The organism is Spirulina sp. CS-785/01 (genome assembly GCF_028330525.1).
GTDB lineage: Bacteria > Cyanobacteriota > Cyanobacteriia > Cyanobacteriales > Spirulinaceae > JAQMSD01.
In genome coordinates this window covers 1-20557 of sequence record NZ_JAQMSD010000091.1, presented here as the reverse complement: position 1 = coordinate 20557, position 20557 = coordinate 1, and the positions used below count along the sequence as shown (strand labels likewise).

Here is a 20557-nt window from a genome sequence, read left to right as displayed (position 1 = left end):
TCGCCACTAAAATATGCGATATTCTATTCCCCTAAATTTCGTTTTTAAAATTGAATAAATAAATTTAATAAATAATACATTTTAGCTCTGTTTAAATAAATCATTATGATAAGACTATCAAAATTGTATATTCGTAACTGTGGAGTTTTCTCGAATCACTTGATAGACTTTACACAGGATGGGATACCACAGGATTTAATATGTCTTTCCGGTGTCAATGGTTCAGGAAAAACTACTATTCTTGAACTAATTTTTAATTTAGCTTCTTTTTTAACTCCAAGATTTTTTAACAAGAATAGGTTGTTCTTTGATCGATTAAAACCCCATATTTTAACAAGAACTGAGTTTGCACAACTCGATTTAATTATTAATGAGAATAAACTTTTGTCCTTAGTGTTCGGAGAAGAAGAAGAAATTCAATATGATAAAAAGTATGAAGAATCACAATGTTTTGTCATAGTGAGTGAAGAAATAAAATCTATCATACAAAATATAGAAGACACTATTGTAAAAAGCCCAGAAGAAGAGGAAGAATATCGATTAGACGAAAGAACAAAACGTCAGTTCATTCGATTTTTAACCGATTTAACAGACAAAGAATTCGATACTTTTCAAAAAGAAAGAAATATTAGAAATCAAGAGATATTAAATGATTTTTTCAAAGCAATAGAGGAACATATAGAGAAAGAAATCAATTATGCTGATACTGATCATTTACAACTTCCCTACTTTTTTCTTTTTAATTCACATGATCGAGAAATTTTAGATATACGTTATACATCTCTACCCAAAAATAAATCAACTTATAATATTGTCTATTCATATAACCCTAAAAGAGATGATTTAGAAAAATTATTAGTTTTTTATAACTATGCTTATCCAGAGAGATATGAGTCTTTAGTTAAATGGATCAATAAACATATCTTGTCAGATCAAAAAATCGAAAAGATAAACAAACCAGATTTTCAGGTTGTAATGAAAACGAAACAAGGTAAAGAGCATGGAATTGAACTACTTAGTTCAGGTGAAGAGAGTTTACTAATATTAGCTATTCAAATATACTTAAAAGCCTCACAAAATTCAATTATTTTGATAGACGAAATTGATCAAAGTTTGCATCCAGAATTTCAAGAAAAAGCCATAAAAATGTTGAGAGAACTTCAACGAGAGAAAGGATGTCAAATCGTTGTAACTTCTCACTCCGATATTATATGGAATGCTTTTGAAGAAAAATCTATAATCCGATTAACTGAAGTTTTAGAATAGTCTAAATTAGTCATGTCACAAGATTTTCAAACAATTACTGGTGGATTATATAGTTTTATTGAAAACAAAAGTGTTAGAAATGCTATTGATAACGCTGGTAGAAAAAAAATTGTATTTGTAGAGGGTTATGATGATCATGTAATTTTTAACATTTTATTTCAAGAGCAATCTGACAGAATAGCTTTTGTGACTGACACCAATCGAGAATCTTTGGGAGGCTGCGAACAAGTTAAAGAATATTTGAGGCAAATTGTCGAAAATTTAACTCCCACTCAACGTCAAAAGTTTTTTGGTATTATTGATAGAGATTTTAGAACTGATGAAGAAGTTGAACAAGAATTAAATAACAGTATTTATGATGGTAGACTTTATATATTTAAAAGCCGCTATACATTAGAAAATTATTTTATTGACTCAGAAATTATATATAATTATTTATACGAAAAATCTGCTGATAAAAGTATATTGAAACCAATAATAGCGTCATTAAAATTAGATGATATTGAGTATATAATTAATACTTTTTTCCAAAAATATATCACTATAGCTGCTGGCAATTGGACTCTTTTAAAACAAAGAAAAAATTTCTTAAAAGATAATCAGATTTGTTCCGAAGAATTAGTTCTAAAGACAATAATTCAACGTTCTCCTGAGATATCAGAAGAAGAAATCAAGGTAATTTACGATAAATGTAAAGAATATATTCAAAATGAAATGAGGAACGATATAAATAATAGACAAAAGTATGTAAAGGGCAAATATTTCTTTTTTTACTTAAATAGAAAATTAAAAGAAAAAGCTAAAGAATTGTCAACCAAGTTTAATGAAATAGAATTTAGTAAATCTCATTTAGCCAGAATACTAAAAGATAAGTTACCCAATGAATTATCTAGGATTTTAGAATTTATAAATAAGAAAAATACCACTTCATAAAGAACTGTAATACAACCGTAGGGTGCGTTCAACGGATTTTACCTTGGAGACAAAATAGAGAGTATCGACCGTTGAACGCACCGCACCCTCTTGTATTCTATAACTATATCTCTCTAAAATATCCCATATCGCTCTATCCCGCAGCAGATGGGGGATATACCGTCACAATTCCCGATTTACCGGGATGTATCACCCAAGGGGATACCTTAGAGGAGGCATTAGACAATATTAACGAAGCCAGAGAATTATGGATTGAAACCGTTTATTGGAGTAACGAAAAAACAATCCCTCTCCCTTCCAAAAATTACTAATTTTACTACAATCTCGAATCTACACATTCTTGATAGATCAAAATGTCATTATGTAACAATGCACATCATTACTCGTAAAAGAATCAATGAATTTGCTGCCAAACATCCTGAAACTCAAACAGCTTTAGTGCAATGGTATCAAATAATCAAAAAAAATAATTTTACTTCCTTTGCTGACTTGCGTACCCTGTTTCCCTCTGCGGACAAAGTAGGGAAACTCACAGTATTTAACATTGGAGGAAACAAAGCACGATTAATTGCCGCAATTCATTATAATCGTAAAAAAGTGTATATTCGAGCGATTTTAACTCATTCAGAATACGACAAAGAAAATTGGAAAGAATAAAAATGAAAACAATTGAAGTCCAACCCACAATAAACGCTTGGCGACAACTTGCAGATACCATTTTTGTCCCACACACCGAAGATGACTATAAATATTTGGTAACAGTTCTTGATCAATTAATAGACGAAGTGGGAGAAGATGAAACACACCCTTTAGCATCTTTAATGGAAATTATTGGGGTTCTGATTGAAAACTATGAATCACAACATATCCCAGAGTTATCGTAAGTTTCAAATTACTCTTAATTTTGTTAATATAGAGCATCTGCACTAACAAGGGCATATATGAAATCTCTTCTCCCCACCCAACACGCTCTACAAACTGGGTTAGTATTGGAGAAGGACTTGATTGCCTTTTGAGGAGAGAGATTCTGCGTGAATCGTGACGTGATCTCCTTGGCTGCTTAGATTATAGTGAATCGTTGTTTGAGAGGACTTTGAGTTATGCAAGTGGTGATTAATGTCCCTGATAATTTGTCTCAAGCTAAGGTAAAACAGATTATTCAGGAGTTCGAGCAAAGGTTAAAAGAGGAGGCGGAGTTGGTGACTTACGAGAATCATGTCAACCAGCTTTTACAATGGTGTGATGAGCATAGTTTTACGTTAGAGGGGGATGTCATTTCTTCTAGGGAAGAGAGAAATGCCAGATAATTGTTTTTATGACACGAATGTTTTTGTTTATCTAGGACTATAGGCAAAAACAGAGGAAGATATAAAGAAAAAAGAAAGAAGTCGAGAACTATTAAAAGTCCAAAACGAGAAAATTTTTATTTCCCAGCAGGTTATTAATGAACTCTCTAATGTTCTTTTGCGGAAAAGTTTTTTAGACAAAGATGAAATTGCTAACTTTTTGAAATTTATTCTTAACGTAGCTAATTGTATCCCTTTGACTACTGAACTAACTTTTGATGCGTTAGAGTTATATGGCCGTTATCAGTTTGCGTTTTATGATTCGTTGATCGTGGCTTCAGCGTTTTCTGCGGGATATTCACAAATTATTACGGAAGATTTGCAGGATCAACAAATTATTGAATACAAGTCTAGTCAGCTTCAAGTTATTAATCCTTATTAAACTTCGAGTGTTGAAAGAAATATAATTAGTAGTCTTAATATCCCTTAAAATATATCAGCTAATCCCGGAGGATTTTTACCTACTTTAGAGGAAGAATTTGTCCCTTGGCTGCATTCGAGATAGCTGTAGGGTGCGTTCAACGGATGTTACCTTAGAGACGAACATAGAGAGTATAAACCGTTGAACGCACCGCACCCTCTTGTATTCTATAACCAGACGGTGCGTTGGGTGGAACTGACCGTTAAGTGATATTTGAACGTTTTTCTCCACCCAACGCACCCTACAGGAATAGGTCTTATGAAACCGAGTCAAAACACTGACCATCAACCCTTAGAATACTATTTATCTCTAAAATATCCCATATCGCTCTATCCCGAAGCAGATGGGGGATATACCGTCGCAATTCCCAATTTACCGGGATGTATCACCCAAGGAGATACCTTAGAGGAGGCATTAGAAAATATTAACGAAGCCAGAGAGTTATGGATTGAAACCGTTTATTGGAGTAACAAAAAAACAATCCCTCTCCCTTCTCAAATTTATTAAGGATGTTATGATAGATTCTATGTATCAGGATCAATTAATAACAGGTGACTCAACTGGATAAACTTTTTGCTAAAATTATAAACGGTACGTCAGATGCCAATATTGAGTTTAATCTACTTTGTAAAGTATTACGGAAGTTAGGGTTTGATGAACGAATTCGAGGAAGTCATCATATTTTTACTAAAGATAATATTGAAGAAATTTTAAATTTACAACCCAAAAAAGACTCTAAAGCTAAACCCTATCAAGTCAAGCAAGTCCGAGCAGTAATTTTAAAATATAATTTAGGAGGTCAAAATGACACTACATTATAAAATAATCATTAACTGGAGTGAAGAAGATCAAGCCTTTATTGCAGAAGTGCCAGAACTTGCGGGATGTGCCGCAGATGGGGAAACCTATCAAGATGCATTACAGAATGTAGAAATTGTTATGCAGGAGTGGATAGAAACCGCACAGGAATTAGGCCGTGAAATCCCTAAACCTCAAGGACGGTTACAGACCGTAAAAAGGTCAAAGAAATTTAGACGGTGAACCGCAACAAGATATTATACTGAATACTTGCTATCGAAATTCTCGTCCTATTCTTGCTTCAGCCCATGCTTTAGGGTTTGGAATTTATCGAAGAGTGTTGTCTTTACAAGTATTCACCGAGCAAAAGGGAATGAAGCAGCAATGGTTTATTTAATTAATGCTCAAGAATGCTTTAGTGAAATCGATATAGCTCGAAAACGTAATATTTTGTTTACTGCCATGACTAGAAGTAAAGCATGGTTACGGGTTATAGGATATGGTGAAAAAATGAAGAAATTAGAAATAGAGTTCAGGAAAATTAAACAACATTATTTTGCTCTTTCTTTCACTTATCCTAATAAAGCAGAAAGAGAAAAAATGAATTTGATTAATAAAGATATGAAGAAGATATTATTTATGCGGATATTCTAGAAAAAAATATTAGTCCAGTCCCGATTAGATTTGATGATGATCCGGATAATTTTGAAGAAATTGAACATCCTCAATGTCATCTGACGTTAGGACAATTTAAAAATTGTAGAATCCCTGTATCTGCTCCTCTGACTCCTAGTGTTTTTATCGCTTTTATATTACGAAATTTTTATAATACTGCCTTTAAAAAATTTACACAAGATTTAAACTTTAAATTTTCTTTATTTGCAGAAACAATCACTAATAATGAAAAGAAAATTTTACATATCTCTATTGATTAGGTAGGGTGTGTTCAAGGGATGTTACCTTGGAGATAAAAATAGAGAGTCTCGACCGTTGAACGCACCACACCCTCTTGTATTCTATAACCAGACGGTGCGTTGGGTGGAACTTACCGTTAAGTGATATTTTAACCTTTTCCCCCACCCAACACACCCTACAGGAATAGGTCTTATGAATATGATGATCATGTAATCGTCTCCTGTAATATGGTGAAAATAAGTAGAACCCCCTTTCCATGACTCCTCACCCCCCGAAAAATCAAGATAAGCTCAATTGACCGACAAACTGGCGGGAGTTTCCGTAAGATAGAGAAGGAATTAGCGCACTGTCTATGCAGATGAGAAAACAACTGGTTGCACTGCTGGGAGGGTTAGCAGTCGTTGGCTTGACTATCCCCGTGATGGCTTTGGACGACTCGACGGGGGAACAAGGAATTGATGTTCTACGCCTCCATGAACTGCCCTATGATTTATTGGGGCGTAAAATTGGCATTGGACAAGTGGAAGTGGGACGGCCCAGTAAATTTGGGTTGGATAAAGCGGCGTTGAATTTGCCGGAGTTGGATATTGCTGGGGTGTTTCACCGCGATCGCCCGGCCAATTCTAACACCCATGTTGATCCCCATGCGGCCATGGTGGCCCTGGTCATGGTCAGTCAGGATAAAGCATTAACAGGGGTAGCCCCAGAAGCGCGTCTCTATTCCTCGGCGGTGGGATCACTCCGGAATGCGGGACAACCAGAGGAATGTTTGGCGGCCCAGCACGTGGCCTTACGCAATGCGGGGGATGTGCGGGCGATTAATATTAGTTTTGGTGAACCCCTACGTCGTGATCCCCGTTCTAATCCCACCTTGGACGGAAACGCCCTGTTAACGCGCTGTGTGGATTGGTCGGCACGGGTGCATAATACCCTCTATGTGATTGCCGGGAATCAAGGGGGAGGCGGCATTCCCATTCCTACGGATAATTTTAATGGGGTGAATGTGGCCTCAACGACTCGCTGGGAGGGAGAGTTTCGTAAACTGGATTTTTCTAATTTAAGTGCCTTACCGGAGGGGATTGGCCGCCGTTTGATTTTGCGAGAGATTAATCAAGGAGCAAGACGGGCGATTAATTTGGTCGCCCCAGGGAATCGCATTGGGGTGTATGATCTAGAGGGCGATCGCATCCAAGTCACCGGAACAAGTTTTGCAGCCCCCCATGTAGTGGGAACAGTGGCCGTTTTACAAGAATACGGCGATCGCCAGTTAAAAGAAAACGCCCCCAACTGGACCGTCGCCTCCCGTCGTAGTGAAGTAATGAGAGCCGTTCTGCTCAATTCGGCTGATAAAATCCAAGATACCGGAGATGGCTACCATTTAGGCATGACTCGCACAATTTTAGCTAAGGACAATACAACTTGGCTGCAACGGGATGCTTATAATAACCCTGCTATTCCCCTAGATATTCAAATGGGAACAGGTCAATTAAACGCCTTTCGAGCCTATCAACAGTTTAGTAGTGGTCAATGGGGGCCAGATACCCCTGTTCCCGCACAGGGATGGGACTACAACACCCTAGAAAGCGGACAGGTGCAAGATTATGTCATCGACACCCCCTTACCCAAAGGAAGTTATGCGTCTGTCACCCTCGCATGGCAACGTTGGGTCGAACTCAATGATCAAAATGGAAATGGCCAGTTTGATTTAGGAGAGGATTTTAGCGATCGCGGATTAAATAACCTCGATGTCTATTTAATCCCCGCCAACCGCGCAGAAACCCCAGCCACCACTTGCTCCTCGGTGAGTGATGTGGATAGTGTCGAACACATTTTTTGTCCTGTCCCCGAAACCGGACGTTATAAAATTCGCATTGTCTATCATCAGCAAGAAAATCAACCCAAACAAGATTATGCCCTAGCATGGTGGACATTTAGCGAAGAATAATCACCAATCCCCCATCCCCACTCACCCAGCCATTCAACCGCATTGTTACTGATGACTCAAAATTACTTTTATTATTTCGCTTACGGCAGTTGTATGTGTCCAGTGGACTTACAACGAACCTTCGGAGAACCCACCTATCCCTATGTAGTCGGACCCGCCAAAGTTAACCATTATCGTCTCGGATTTTATCGTAAATCTCTCCGTCGTCAATGCGGGGCCTTAGATATTGTTCCCGATGATCACAGTTCTGTTATGGGGGTACTATATCATCTCCCCCAACGACTCAGTGAACCATTAGATATCCGAGAAGAAATTCCCCATAATGGCTATCGTCATGAATTCATTACCGTAGAATGTCAAGGCCGCATTTATCCCCATGTCCGAACCTATGTAGTTGTAGATAAGTTATCGCAAGAATTAGCTCCCAATGATTGGTATTTTAACGTCGTGTTACGAGGCGCAATTACCTGTGGTTTACCCGAAAGTTATTGTTGGCAACTATTCCATCACATGAAACAGTTACAACAGCAACAGAAATATGACTTAAAATCTGCCTAAGTTTATCAATTGGGAATTGGGAATTATTGTCTTTTTCCCCATTCCCTATTCCCTATTCCCTATTCCCCATTCCCCATTCCCCATTCCCCATTCCCTATTCCCATTCCCCAAAAAGTATATATCATCACATTATACAACTTAAAATCTTAAAATAAACTTTAGAAAACCTTAAACAAAGTAATAATAATTCGTAACGTTAAATTCTCTTACTAAAATCCCCAAATCTAAAATTTATACCGATAAAATTCTAGATAACGTACAAGTCCGTTAACAATAAAACCGTAAGTATTCAGGAAATTCCTTGCAAACCCCATTGTGACGGGGACATTTAGGGAAATTTTCCAACCAACCTGAAGACTTACAGAAAAAGTGAGAAAGGACTCCCTATCTTGAGAGGACAAACAGATGAGTGAACATAAACGTAAACGTATCGGTATTTTAACCAGTGGTGGCGACTGTGCAGGACTCAACGCCACAATTCGCGCCATCGTCAACCGGGCCGTCAGCACCTACGGTTGGGAAGTCATTGGCATCAAAGGAGCAACCAAGGGCTTAATGGTATCCCCCCCCGAATATATGGACCTCAAACTCCATAAAGTAGAAACCCTACTCACACGGGGGGGGACACTCCTAGGGACCACCAATAAAGGAGAGAAAAAAATTGCCGACTGTATGCCCACCATTATCGAGAATTACAAAAATCTCGGTCTTGATGCCCTCATTGGTATTGGAGGAGACGGCAGTTTAGCCATTCTCCATGGAATAGCCAAAGAAGCAGGTTTTAACTTTGTGGCCGTCCCCAAAACCATTGATAATGATGTCTATTCCACCGAATATGCCATTGGCTATCAAACGGCAGTAAATGTAGCCACCGAAGCCATTGATCGCCTACAATCCACCGCAGAAAGCCATCAACGGGTGATGATCCTCGAAGTGATGGGACGAGATGCGGGGCATATAGCCCTCAATGCCGGGATTGCCGGAGGAGCCCACGTCGTTCTCATTCCCGAAATTCCCTACAATATCAATACCATTTGTCGCAAAATTGAACAGCGAAAAACCCAGGGCTTTAACTTCACCGTCATGGTAGTCTCGGAGGCAGTTTGTACGCGAGATGGGAAATGCCGTATCGGCAATGTCGGGGAATATTTCTCCAACTTAGTGACAGAGTTAACTGGAGTAGATACACGAGTGACAGTGTTGGGCCATGTGCAACGGGGCGGAATTCCGAGTCCCAGCGATCGCGTTTTAGCCTCCTCCTTTGGGGTGGCAGCCGTAGATTTAATCGCCCAAGATATCTATGACAAAATGGTGACATGGCAAAACCACCAAGTCATCCCCGTTCCCATTGAAGAAGCCTGTGGTAAGATTCGCAAGGTTGATCCCCACGACACCTTAATCCATACCGCACGGGGATTAGGCATCTATGTGGGCGAATGCGAGGCGGCTGAATCCACTTATGGCGAGGGGTTGCACTATAGCGAAAATGGCAGTCATTCATCCCCCACCTTTTCTTCCTCTGATCTAGTCCAAGAAGGCGTTTAGGGAGCTTGACACCAGCAATAGGGAATCCATAAATCAATAAAAATTCATTCCCTATTGCCTTTCCCACCTTGACAACAGGAAATTCCCCCGACTCCTCCTTGATAGACACTTCTCTCGTTAAAATCGAAGGGTATCAGTCATCTGAACCTCACCCCCCTCTAAAAACCGTGGGATGTGGGTAGAGAATTAATCATATTGAAAGGAGTATCAACAGAACAAAGATGGGAGATCAACAAAATCAACTGCCCCCAACCCGTGCCATTACTGAAGAAGAAGCATTACAGGCAAAAACCGAATCTTGGTATGAATATTTAGTCAAAGCCCAACCCCATCATACCGATTACGCCGGGATTGTATGGCATGGTACATATATCAGTTGGCTAGAGGAAGCAAGAGTGGAATGTTTACGCTCCATTGGCATTGATTTTGCGGACTTAGTTAAAATAGGCTGTGATTTGCCTGTAGTGGATTTATCCGTGCGTTATCATCAAGCCTTACGCTTAGGAGAAACAGCAGTCTTAAAAGCGCGGATGCGGGATATGAGTGGAGTTCGCATTGTCTGGGATTATGAATTGCGTTCCCCCCACTTACCCAACCCGGAAACCCCACCCCAAGATATTCTTTATTTAACCGCCCAAGTCACCTTAGTGGCCGTTGATCGGGAAAAAGGAAAAATTATGCGTCGTCTTCCTCCATCCGTCAAAAATGCACTGGTAAAACTCTCCCGATAAATAGCCGTCTTGTTCGATGGGGACTCAATTGTTAAGCATCCCGTAACTCACCCAACCCGTTTTGAACGGGTTTTAGCTATTAGCCTTGGGTTGAAACCCAAGGTTAAACTGACTAATTCCCCAAAATTAACTCTCGTTCCAACTTCTCCACATCCTCCATCAACAACACCGTCAATTGTCCCGCATAAACCTCCCCTTCACCATTACTCGTTAACTCCACCCAATAGGCAAACCCCTCCCCAAGGCGAATTTCTCCCCGTTGTGCAGCAATACCAGGGAGAGCTAACCGTCGGGACATCTCTAACGTTTGCTCCGAATGATAACTATGCAAAATTTGTCCTCGGAGATAGTCCTGATAAATATCTAAACCATAAATCTCCCGTAAGGACTGCTCTAACTGCATTTGAGACACCCCATTGATCCGATCCACAATGGAAAACGTCTCACTGCGAATCGTCCCTGGGTTGCCAATAGAGCTAACCAAACCAGGGGGAAAAATCGAAGCGCGAAACTCAAAACGCTGGGCCGCGGTACTGGTGCGCTTAACCGTTAAACCATCCCGCGCAGTGGGTCGCAACGCAGGGTTGCCCGCTATCCAAGCGGCCACCGTTTCAGTCCGTTGTCCCGGTAAAGCATAACTTGGAGTTGCCAATACCCCCAAGCAGAGGAGTGAACCCAGAAGACGCGAGGCATTCATGGTCAAATTTCTCGAAAATCCACATAGCCGATCATAGCCTACTCAACGACCCCCCTCATTAAACATTGCAAAGAGTCTCCCGATCTTCTAAACCACATCCTATAATTCTCTCGAAACCCTATATGCTAAGAAACAATATCAGCACATACAATAAGCATCTATCGCGGAGATCATTACATTATGCGTCATTCCTCCCTTCGGCAAGAATACACCCCCTCTGGGGCTGAAATCACCATTCAATCCCCCTCTGCTTCCCTAATGAAAGAATCCTTGGTAGTAATTGATCCCACTCTCACCAATGTCTCTCATCTTGTCCAAGGAGTCCACCCAGCAACATCAATCCTCATTCTCCAACCACAGCAAGACAGTATTGCCCAAATTAGCCAATATTTAGCCCAACACCCTAAAATTACCCGGTTACACCTCCTCAGCCACGGAAAACCCGGCCAAGTCCAATTAGGCGCAACCTCCCTCACCTCAGAGAATTTAGCCCATTACACCGCTCAACTGTACCCCTGGCAAATCGAAGAAATCTTACTCTACGGCTGTCGGGTCGCTGAAACAGCACAAGGCAGGAATTTTGTCAAGAGTTTCGCCAAAATAACAGGAGCAAAAATAGCCGCATCAAGTACCGTTGTGGGAAATGCCGCATTAGGAGGAAATTGGCAACTCGATTATCAAACTGAACCCACTACCACCCCTCTCCCCTTTCTAGCAGAGGTTTTAGACCATTATCAAGGGGTATTCATTGATATTGCCGATGGGGATATTGAGAATTTAATTACTGCCTTGGAAAATGGAGAGAATGAAATTAATTTAGCCCCAGGGGGAACATATAACCTCACCAGTGCTTATAATAGCTCCGACAATGGACTTCCCACCATTACCGGAAATATTACCATTAACGGCAATCGAGCCAGCATTTCCGGCGACTCCAGTTTACCCGCAGAAGACCAATTTCGTCTGTTTTATGTACAGTCAGGAGGACAATTAACCCTTAATGATCTTACCCTGTCTCAAGGCCGAGCAGTGGAGAACGGGGGAGCAATTCTTAATGAAGGCACTTTAACCGTTAATCGTAGCACTTTGACCGGAAATGAAGTAGGGAGAAGTGGGAGTGGAATTGCCAATTTAGGCACAACAACCATTAACAATAGCACCATCTACGAAAACACCCACACAAGCGACGCTAACGAAGTAATTGGGGGAGCAGTTTATAACGAAGGAACAGGCAGTACCCTCGTTATTAATAGCAGTACCCTGAGCGACAATCGTGGAGCAAATATTGGCGGTGGAATTCTTAATCTGAATGGCAATACAACCGTAAATAACAGCACAATTACCTTAAATAAAGCGAGAAATGAAGGTGGGGGACTGTATCAACGAGATGCAGGGACATTTACCCTCAAAAACTCTATTATTTTAGGCAATAGTGCAAGCGGTATTCCAGACAATGCCGACTTTGCTAGTTTTCCAAGTTCATTTACCAGTAACGGCAACAATTTAATTGGGTTAGGGCAAAATAACAGAATCCCCATCCAAGAAACTGATCAAAAACTCGATGCTATTACTATTGATAATATTCTCAACCAAACACTAGACCTCAATGGTTTACCTGAAGGAAGTCCCCAAACCCATGCTTTAGTTGAAGGCAGTGAAGCTATTGATGCAGGGAGTCCCGAAGCTGCTCCAGATCAACGGGGTGCATTTGCCGTTGATACCCCGGATATTGGTGCATATGAATTCGGTGCAGATGCAGATGTAGAAGTCCGCGATAATGAAAATAATCTCATTACCGATAATGATGGCACAGTCGATTTTGGGGAAATTCAGGAAACTGAAAATGAAGTTATTTCTCGTACCTTTACCATTGTCAACGAGGGAGAATTCTTTTTAAATATCAGCGATCGCACAATTCCAGACGGCTTTTCTTTAGTCGGAGACTTTCCCACACAAATTCCAGGGACCGATAACCCCGACGCTCCCAACAGTGAAACCTTTACCCTAGAATTTGATGGCGATGGACTAACCTCAGAGTTTAATGATGAGGGAATAGCAAACATTTCAGAAGTCTTTTCCTTTGAAACCAATGACTCCAATATTAACGGAGTCGAGGGAGATAGCACATATAACTTTAACCTCAGTGCAACCATCACCAAAGAAGTCGAAGAAAAAGATGATATCGAGAACGGAGGAGAGACAGATGATGATGATCTTGATAATGGCAGTGGCACAGGAGGAGACGATCAACCCGTTGTCGATCGCATCGCCGATATTCTCACCTTTAATGAGAGTAATAATTTCTTCTTTTTCGGGAAACAAGGGGGTAATAACCTGCAATTTAAACTCATTGGCGAAAATAGCAGTCAAATCACCCAAATTAAAATTAAATTCCAGAACGTCAACGGCATCGAAACCGGGTCAGAAATTCTCTTTTCTACCCTACCCAGGCAATTTCGCCCCAATGGCTTCGCCTTTGGGCAACAACAGCGTATCATTAATGTGAGCCAACAGCAGAGTTTTACCCTCGAACTCGAAAACGCCCAAGGGCAAACCCTCAGCCAATTCTTTAACACCACCGAAATTAGCGAAGGCAGCTATTCCGTCAACTTTGGCCAAGGCATTCAGTTAGAATTTCAACAAACCACCAGTAACCCCCCCTTGGGAGTCGGAAATGCTCAAAATTCTGGCTTAGAAGTATTTGATCTCACTCGCACCTCAGAAACCGTCCAAGGGACATTTACCCTCTATCGGGAAGCCAAATTTGACAACGTAGTGGGATTATATCGCCTAGATAATAGTGAAGGAGCAGTCAATGGCCTCAACCCAGGAGATGACGGATATGCAGAAGCAGCCATGACTAACCGACTCACCGATATTAACCTCTCGGTTAGCAACCAAAGCAGCTTCTCCCTCAAGAGTTCCATCACCGGAGGAGCTTTATATGCACCCTTTATCATCACCAACGGCAGTATTGAGGAATTCCTAGACGAAAACCCCGAAAACTCAGCCGGAAGTGAACTACAAGCCTACTTCCCCTTCATGTCCGCCAACCCCGACAAAGCAGATCATCTTCGTCTATTGGGCAATAACCTCATTGGATTTGAGGATTTACCCGGAGGTGGAGACCTCGACTTCAACGATATGATTGTTGATGTTACCCTAACGGTATAGCACTACATATCATTACGAAGATAGTGGGTGCATCTCTAACTTCTGAACCTACCGTTTCCTGTTTCCTGTTACTTTGCGCTTGATACTATATAAGAACCCTGTGAATTTATGTTATTTTGCGGATGCTGGCCGTCCTCATTAAAGATAGTTTAGCTAAAAACCCATTGCTCTAGTTCTAGCCTGTTTTAGCCATGAAATCCCCAACACTTCCCCTTGTTTCCCGCTTCTCCCCCGCCTCCCTAGGACAGGGAATGCTCGTCGCCATTGATGCTAGTCTGACGGCTGCGGCTACCTTGGCCAAGGGTATTCTACCAGGGGCTGATCTCCTCTGGCTACACCCCGCAGAAGACGGCATTGAGCAAATTAGCAACTACCTCCGCCAGCATTCCGGCTATCACAGCTTACACCTCCTCACCCACGGCGCACCTGGTAGCCTCTACCTTGGCGCAACAAAGCTCACGGCGGAGAATTTAGCCGCTTATACTCCCCTCCTACAACAGTGGCGACAGGGGTTTGCTGCTCAGTTTGAGTTACTGCTCTATGGTTGTCAGGTGGCGAGTAATGCACAAGGGAAGGATTTTGTCAAGCAATTGGCAGCAAAAACCGGGGCGACAGTTGCGGCTTCTTCTACCTTAACCGGAAATGCGGCATTAGAGGGCAATTGGCAGTTAGATGTTAAGACTGGATCAATGATCGCCCCCTTAGCCATCGAAGAAGACATTAGAGCGCGTTATCCGGCGGTTTTAATTGGCACAACCCAGCAATTAATTGATGCGATTAATGCTGCTAACCAAAATCCCGATCCCAACACCATTAACTTAAATCCCACTACCTTTAATTTAACCAGTGCCTACGAACCTGGGCCAGGGATTTACGGCCCCACTGGACTTCCCTCTATTACCAGTGACATCACCATTAATGGTAATGGGGCAACCATTCAACGGGATGGGGGTGCGCCTAACTTCCGGATTTTCTTTATCTCCGGGCCAGGGGGACCTCTCCCCCCAAATGGGACCAGTAAACTCACCCTAGATAACGTTACGGTCCGAGGAGGCCGTGCTGTGGATGTGGGGGGAGTCTCCGATGATGGGGGGGGTATTTTTAATATTGGCGGTGAATTAATTGTCCGCAATAACTCCGTGATCACAGATAACTTTGCCGATGATGATGGGGGTGGCATTGCCAATGTTGGCACAGGGCAGGGTGTTGCCAAAGTCACGATTCAGGATAGCACCATCAGCAATAACACCGCTAAAGGGGTGGCTGCTGGAGATGGGGGAGGAGGGATTGATAATGATGGTAATAAAGATTTAAGTGGCCTTGGTGCAGAGATGACCATTGTTAATAGTACCATCACGGGAAATAGTAGCACCAATGGGGATGGCGGTGGCATTCGTAATCAGAATGGCTCATCTTTGGATATTCAAGGTAGCAATATCACCAATAATACGGCTCAAAATGGCAGTGGTATTGCTCAAGGGGCTTTGCCTGAAGTCGATGACACAACACTAAGTTTAACCAATACCACGATTGAGAATAATTCGGGTGGGTTAGATGTCGAAGATGCCTTTGATGAAGGAGAAGGGGGAGCAACTGCGGTTATTAATGGTGGAGGAAATAAGGTTGAAAGGACGAATGTTCCTGAGTTGCAGGCCAGTTTCCTAGTTGAACGACTGGATAATAATCAGGTAGTGCAGGATGGGACGACACAACCCATTAATGTTGAGCAACCCATTACGTTTAGAATTACCAATGAAGGGACGGAAGGGATTACATTAGGGACTCCTACCAGTGGTGGGAATTTCTTGATTAATACCGATAATTTTACGACTAATCTGGCCGGGGAAGCATCAACGACGTTTACGGTAGAACTGGCGGCGAATCAATTAGGAACATTTAACGATACGATACAGTTTAATGCTCCCAATGAGTTGCTAGAGAATCCACCCTTTGATTTTGCGGTGACGGGGACGGTTGAATCTCTCCTCACGGTGACACAGGTGGGTAATAACCAGGTGGTGCAAGATGGGACAACGCAACCCATTGATGTGGGGCAACCGACGACGTTTAGCATTACTAATGAGGGGTCACAACAGGTTACATTAGGGACTCCTACCACTGGTGGGAATTTCTCCATTAATACGGATAATTTTACGACGGATTTAGCGGCGGGAGCATCAACGACGTTTACGGTAGAACTGGCGGCGAATCAGGTGGGGACGTTTACCGATACGATACAGTTTAATGTTCCCAATGGCACGTTACAGACTCCACCCTTTGATTTTGCGGTGACGGGGACGGTTGAATCTCCTCTCAAGGTGACACAGGTGGGTAATAACCAGGTGGTGCAAGATGGGACAACGCAACCCATTAATGTGGAGCAGGCCACGGTTTTTCAAGTGACCAATGAGGGGGATGAGACACTGACGTTAGAACAGCCTACGATTGATGATGAGGCGTTTATTGTCAATTTAGACTCTTTTGATACAGAGTTGGCGGCGGGAGAGTCCACGCGGTTTGCGGTACAACTGAATACGGAGACGGTGGGAACGTTTAATGGGACGGTGGAGTTTGGTGTGCCGAGTGGGACGTTATCTAGTCCCCCGTTTGATTTTGTGGTGGGGGGGACTGTTCCGGAGGAAACGCCTGAACCGCCTTCTCCACAACCGCCTACACCTCCGAGTCCAGATACACCGAGTCTGAGTCCGGAGTTACAATATAATCCCCAATCTCAACTGTTTACCATGGGGAGTGGGGGGCAAAATTTAAGTTTTCAACTGACGGGGGTGAATGCGGCCCAAATTACCCAGGTTTCTATTGTGTTTCAACAGGAAGATGGGAGTTTGGGGGGAAGCCAAAATCTGTTTTCTCTTTTACCAACACCTTGGCAACCGCCGGGGTTTGCGGTGAGTCAACAGGATTTTATTTTGCCGCAGGTGGCGGTTGGCCAGCAGTTTTTAGTTGAGTTACAACGGTTTGATGGTAGTCTTCTCTCTCGTCAAGTGGAGGTGACGCAGGAGGGAGGGAGTTTTAATTTGAGTTTTGCGGAAGGGATTTCTCTGACGTTACAACAGACGAGTCTTGCTACTCCTTTAGGGGTGGGGGATGATCAAGGGCAGGATTTGGAAGTGTTGGATTTGGAGGCGGTGTCGGAGTCGGTTTCGGCGAGTTTTACCCTGTATCGAGAGGCGAATTTTAATAATACGGTGGGGTTATATCGCCTTGATGATGCGAGTGGTGCGGTGAATGGTATTGCTCCTGGGGATGCGGGGTATGCGGAGGCGGCGATTTCGAGTCGCGTTGCTGGGGTTAGCTTGAGTGTGGGTGATGAGAATACGGCTAGCACTGATAGTGATTTAGCGGGGGGTGGCCTCTACGCTCCCTTTATTGTTGCTAATGGTACGATTGAGCAATTTTTGGATGACAATGCTAATAATACGCTAGGGGAGGATTTACAGGCGTATTTTGTTTTTGCGGGGGCGAATCCGGATCAGGCGGATCATATTCGCTTGTTGGGGAGTAATTTATTTGGGTTTGAAGATTTACCGGGGGGCGGTGACAATGACTTTAATGATCTTATTATTGATGTCAATGTCACGGTTTAAGAGATTGCCTTATGATCGATCTGTTCACTTGGTTGTTTGAACCCCTCACGTTTGAATTTATGCGGAATGCCCTCTTGGTGGGGGGCATTTTGGGGGTTTTGTGTGCGGTGGTGGGGAGTTATTTGATTGTGAAGCAAATGAGTATGATCGGGGGGGTGATTGCTCATGCGGTGATTCCGGGGTTATCTTTGGCGTTATTTTTGCAGGTGCATTTGGCGATTGGGGCGTTTTTGGCGGGGATTTGTAGTGCGTTGGTGGTGGCGGCGATTGAAACGCGATCGCGCGTTAAAGTCGATGCGGCAATGGCTCTCACGTTAACCACTTTTCTGGGGGTGGGAGTAATTCTAATTTCTCAATTAGAAACTAATCAAATTGATTTAAGTAGTCTATTATTTGGCGATATTTTAGGGGTTAAACGTCAGGATGTTTGGCAAGCAATTATTATTACCAGTATTGTGTTAATTTTAGCTAAATTATTTTATAAAGAGTTATTGTTTTATACCTTTGATCCTTTGGGAGCAAAAGCCAGTGGTTTACCTGTTAATTTATTATATTTTGGCTTAATTTGTGCTATTACGTTAACGATTGTGGCGAGTATGCAAACGGTTGGGGTATTGCTGGTGATGTCGCTGTTAGTAGGCCCAGCGATTACGGCTTATTTATTAGTGAAAGAACTCCATCAAATGATGTGGTTAGGGTCAATTTTTGGGGTAATTTCTACCCTCAGTGGGATGTATGCCAGCTATTATTTAGATGTGCCTTCGGGGGCGGCTATTGTCACCAGTATTTTTTTGTTATTTGGGCTGGCATTTTTCTTGAGTCCGTCTCAGGGAATTTTAGTGAAACGGTGAGAGTTTTGCTAGGTTATGGGTTGTTTGGTATTGGTTAAGCGGTTGTGTATTTAAATGGAAATGTGATAGGAGGGAACAGGGAATAGGGAAAAGGGAACAGGGAACAGGGAACAGGGAAAAGAATTAGAGTATTTTTGGCTCACTTGAAGAAACCCAGTTTAAAAGTGTTTTAGCTGATTCGTTTTTGATTATTTTTATTCATTCTCCATTCTCTATTGTGAATTGATAACATAGGAAGAGAGCAGGATAGAGACGTAAGCAAGAGTTAATGGCACAAATTCAGGTAATTGGTGGTGGACTAGCTGGAACAGAAGCTGCATGGCAAGTGGCGCAAGCGGGAATTCCGGTGGTACTCCATGAGATGCGTCCGGTGGAAATGAGTCCGGCCCACCATAGTGAAGAATTGGCAGAATTGGTCTGTAGTAATTCCTTTGGGGCGAAAAATAGCGATCGCGCAGCAGGTCTCCTCCATGCAGAATTACGCAGTCTGGGGTCGATTATTATTGCTACTGCCGATAAGCACGAAGTCCCGGCAGGGGGCGCGTTAGCGGTAGATCGAGGCGTGTTTAGTCGGGAGTTAACTGAAACCCTCGCCCATCATCCTCTCATTGATCTACGACGGGGAGAAATTACGGAAATTCCCAAGGAAGGAATAGTCATTCTCACCACCGGCCCCCTGACCAGTGCGGCCTTAGCCGATGACTTACAACGCTTTACAGGAATGGACTACATGAGCTTTTTTGATGCGGCCAGTCCCATTATAGTGGGGGAGTCCATTAATCAAGAGGTGGCCTTTCTGGCTTCCCGTTACGACAAGGGAGAGGCAGCCTATCTCAATTGTCCCCTGAATCAGGAGGAGTATTTACGCTTTTGGCAAGCTCTCTGTGAGGCAGAACAAGCGGAGGTGAAGGAGTTTGAACGGGAGAATGCGAAGTTCTTTGAAGGGTGTTTGCCTATTGAAGAATTAGCCCAACGGGGAGAGGATACCATGCGCTACGGGCCGTTAAAACCTGTGGGACTCCATGATCCCCGTTATCCCGATGAAAAACCCTATGGGGTGGTGCAGTTGCGTCAGGAGGATAAAGCGGGACAACTGTGGAATATGGTGGGCTTTCAGACGAATTTACGCTGGGGGGAACAAAAGCGGGTGTTTCGCTTAATTCCGGGGTTAGAAAATGCGGATTTTGTGCGCATGGGAGTGATGCACCGGAATACCTTTATTAATTCGCCCCAGTTGCTGAAAAATACCTTGCAGTTTGAACATCGGGAGACGGTGTTGGCTGCGGGGCAGTTGGTGGGAACGGAAGGTTATACGGCGGCGGCTGCGGGGGGTTGGTTAGCTGGGACCAATGCGGCTCGTTTGCTGTCCGGTGAACCGCCGTTAACGATGCCTGAAACTACTATGATGGGGGCGTTGTTTAACTTTATTACGTCGGCTTCTCCTAAGCATTTTCAACCCATGCCGCCGAATTTTGGGATTATTCCCCCGTTAGAGAAGCGCGTCCGCAGTAAACGAGAGCGTTATGGGTTTTACCGCGATCGCGCCTTAGCAGATTTGGAAGACTGGAAACGAAATTTTAGCCGTTTCCAGTTGATCAATGCAAGTTGACATCTCCCGCGCTGAAAGACGTGGGATTCTTCTCATCCCAGAATTAGTTTCAAGGAAGGAAGCGTTTTAGAGTTACGACTGCCCACCGCAACTGACTCAATAGCAATCCGTTTGATCAAAACGGCACTATTTTCATCACGGTCAACAGTTAGTCCGCAGTGAG

Annotated in this window: 21 protein-coding genes; 20 read left to right on the top strand and 1 reads right to left on the bottom strand. The window is 42.8% G+C overall.

What is annotated here, in order from left to right:
• Nucleotides 1-123 precede the first annotated feature (123 nt).
• The 16 genes from PN462_RS05200 to PN462_RS05130 all read left to right on the top strand — a co-directional run bounded on the left by PN462_RS05200 (nucleotide 124) and on the right by PN462_RS05130 (nucleotide 10458).
• Nucleotides 124-1266, top strand: a complete 1143-nt coding sequence (locus PN462_RS05200) for an ATP-binding protein (protein WP_272126953.1) — start codon at nucleotides 124-126, stop codon at nucleotides 1264-1266.
• Between the two features lie 12 nt (nucleotides 1267-1278).
• A complete protein-coding gene (locus PN462_RS05195; RefSeq protein ID WP_272126952.1) occupies nucleotides 1279-2199 on the top strand; it encodes a hypothetical protein in 921 nt (306 codons plus the stop codon).
• Nucleotides 2200-2270: 71 nt separating this feature from the next.
• Nucleotides 2271-2510 carry a type II toxin-antitoxin system HicB family antitoxin gene (locus PN462_RS05190; RefSeq protein ID WP_272126951.1) on the top strand — a complete coding sequence of 80 codons (240 nt, stop codon included), beginning with the start codon at nucleotides 2271-2273 and terminating at the stop codon, nucleotides 2508-2510.
• 58 nt (nucleotides 2511-2568) lie between these two features.
• Nucleotides 2569-2856, top strand: coding sequence for a type II toxin-antitoxin system HigB family toxin (locus PN462_RS05185; protein WP_272126950.1), 288 nt, complete (start codon nucleotides 2569-2571; stop codon nucleotides 2854-2856).
• 2 nt (nucleotides 2857-2858) lie between these two features.
• Nucleotides 2859-3083 (top strand): hypothetical protein, encoded by a 225-nt coding sequence (locus PN462_RS05180; RefSeq protein WP_272126949.1) that lies wholly within the window; start codon nucleotides 2859-2861, stop codon nucleotides 3081-3083.
• 216 nt (nucleotides 3084-3299) lie between these two features.
• Nucleotides 3300-3506, top strand: a complete 207-nt coding sequence (locus PN462_RS05175; protein WP_272126948.1) for a hypothetical protein — start codon at nucleotides 3300-3302, stop codon at nucleotides 3504-3506.
• Nucleotides 3507-3567: 61 nt separating this feature from the next.
• Entirely contained in the window at nucleotides 3568-3927 is a 360-nt protein-coding gene (locus tag PN462_RS05170; RefSeq protein ID WP_272126965.1) for a PIN domain-containing protein, read from the top strand.
• A 297-nt stretch (nucleotides 3928-4224) separates the two neighbouring features.
• The gene (locus PN462_RS05165) at nucleotides 4225-4473 is read left to right on the top strand and encodes a type II toxin-antitoxin system HicB family antitoxin (RefSeq protein ID WP_272126947.1); all 249 of its coding nucleotides are present in this window, start codon (nucleotides 4225-4227) and stop codon (nucleotides 4471-4473) included.
• Nucleotides 4474-4517: 44 nt separating this feature from the next.
• Nucleotides 4518-4787 carry a type II toxin-antitoxin system HicA family toxin gene (locus PN462_RS05160; protein WP_272126946.1) on the top strand — a complete coding sequence of 90 codons (270 nt, stop codon included), beginning with the start codon at nucleotides 4518-4520 and terminating at the stop codon, nucleotides 4785-4787.
• Nucleotides 4771-5007: a type II toxin-antitoxin system HicB family antitoxin gene (locus tag PN462_RS05155; protein WP_272126945.1), complete on the top strand. Its 237-nt coding sequence runs from the start codon at nucleotides 4771-4773 to the stop codon at nucleotides 5005-5007. Before PN462_RS05160 ends, PN462_RS05155 begins: the two co-directional genes overlap by 17 nt.
• Nucleotides 5008-5148: 141 nt before the next feature.
• Entirely contained in the window at nucleotides 5149-5418 is a 270-nt protein-coding gene (locus tag PN462_RS05150) for a hypothetical protein (protein ID WP_443029066.1), read from the top strand.
• Nucleotides 5397-5699, top strand: coding sequence for a DUF2290 domain-containing protein (locus PN462_RS23390; protein ID WP_443029068.1), 303 nt, complete (start codon nucleotides 5397-5399; stop codon nucleotides 5697-5699). Before PN462_RS05150 ends, PN462_RS23390 begins: the two co-directional genes overlap by 22 nt.
• A gap of 338 nt (nucleotides 5700-6037) precedes the next feature.
• Nucleotides 6038-7624: a S8 family serine peptidase gene (locus PN462_RS05145; protein WP_443029067.1), complete on the top strand. Its 1587-nt coding sequence runs from the start codon at nucleotides 6038-6040 to the stop codon at nucleotides 7622-7624.
• A 51-nt stretch (nucleotides 7625-7675) separates the two neighbouring features.
• Nucleotides 7676-8182 (top strand): gamma-glutamylcyclotransferase, encoded by a 507-nt coding sequence (locus tag PN462_RS05140; RefSeq protein WP_272126942.1) that lies wholly within the window; start codon nucleotides 7676-7678, stop codon nucleotides 8180-8182.
• Between the two features lie 405 nt (nucleotides 8183-8587).
• Nucleotides 8588-9727, top strand: a complete 1140-nt coding sequence (locus PN462_RS05135) for an ATP-dependent 6-phosphofructokinase (RefSeq protein ID WP_272126941.1) — start codon at nucleotides 8588-8590, stop codon at nucleotides 9725-9727.
• Between the two features lie 221 nt (nucleotides 9728-9948).
• Nucleotides 9949-10458, top strand: a complete 510-nt coding sequence (locus tag PN462_RS05130; protein ID WP_272126940.1) for an acyl-CoA thioesterase — start codon at nucleotides 9949-9951, stop codon at nucleotides 10456-10458.
• A gap of 112 nt (nucleotides 10459-10570) precedes the next feature.
• Here the strand turns inward: PN462_RS05130 and PN462_RS05125 are convergent, their stop codons facing one another.
• Nucleotides 10571-11155 carry a hypothetical protein gene (locus PN462_RS05125; RefSeq protein ID WP_272126939.1) on the bottom strand — a complete coding sequence of 195 codons (585 nt, stop codon included), beginning with the start codon at nucleotides 11153-11155 and terminating at the stop codon, nucleotides 10571-10573.
• Nucleotides 11156-11335: 180 nt separating this feature from the next.
• On the opposite strand from PN462_RS05125, the gene PN462_RS05120 reads away from it, so the two are divergent.
• The 4 genes from PN462_RS05120 to trmFO all read left to right on the top strand — a co-directional run bounded on the left by PN462_RS05120 (nucleotide 11336) and on the right by trmFO (nucleotide 20394).
• Nucleotides 11336-14329, top strand: a complete 2994-nt coding sequence (locus tag PN462_RS05120; protein ID WP_272126938.1) for a DUF4347 domain-containing protein — start codon at nucleotides 11336-11338, stop codon at nucleotides 14327-14329.
• A 191-nt stretch (nucleotides 14330-14520) separates the two neighbouring features.
• On the top strand, nucleotides 14521-17934 hold the full coding sequence (locus PN462_RS05115; protein ID WP_272126937.1) for a DUF4347 domain-containing protein: 3414 nt from the start codon (nucleotides 14521-14523) through the stop codon (nucleotides 17932-17934).
• 11 nt (nucleotides 17935-17945) lie between these two features.
• A complete protein-coding gene (locus PN462_RS05110; protein ID WP_272126936.1) occupies nucleotides 17946-18785 on the top strand; it encodes a metal ABC transporter permease in 840 nt (279 codons plus the stop codon).
• A gap of 268 nt (nucleotides 18786-19053) precedes the next feature.
• Nucleotides 19054-20394 (top strand): FADH(2)-oxidizing methylenetetrahydrofolate--tRNA-(uracil(54)-C(5))-methyltransferase TrmFO, encoded by a 1341-nt coding sequence (gene trmFO / locus PN462_RS05105; protein ID WP_272126935.1) that lies wholly within the window; start codon nucleotides 19054-19056, stop codon nucleotides 20392-20394.
• Nucleotides 20395-20557 lie beyond the last annotated feature (163 nt).